Raw genomic sequence first — 251 nt, forward strand, 5'->3', positions numbered from 1 at the left:
GCCTGGAGTTCGTTGATTTCCTTGGGCCGCACCGTCCAGCCCAGGCGCTTCATGCCCTCGGCGATGGCGCCGCTGCTGACCATGATGACCTCGCGCCCGTCCCGCACCAGGGCGCTGAGCTGTTCGCTCCACTGCCCGATGGCGGCCTCGTCCAGGCCGCGCCCTTCGTTGGTGACCAGGCTGGAGCCCACCTTGACCACGATGCGGCGCGCGCTGCGCAACACGTCGGCGGGGGCGGCTTGCGGGGCGGC

Annotated in this window: 1 pseudogene; it reads right to left on the bottom strand. The window is 71.7% G+C overall.

From position 1 onward, the window contains the following. Positions 1–221: pseudogene (locus HA630_RS00600) on the bottom strand (glutamate 5-kinase); the annotation flags it as partial. Positions 222–251: the final 30 nt, after the last annotated feature.

It is taken from the genome of Aquabacterium sp. A08 (assembly GCF_011742065.1).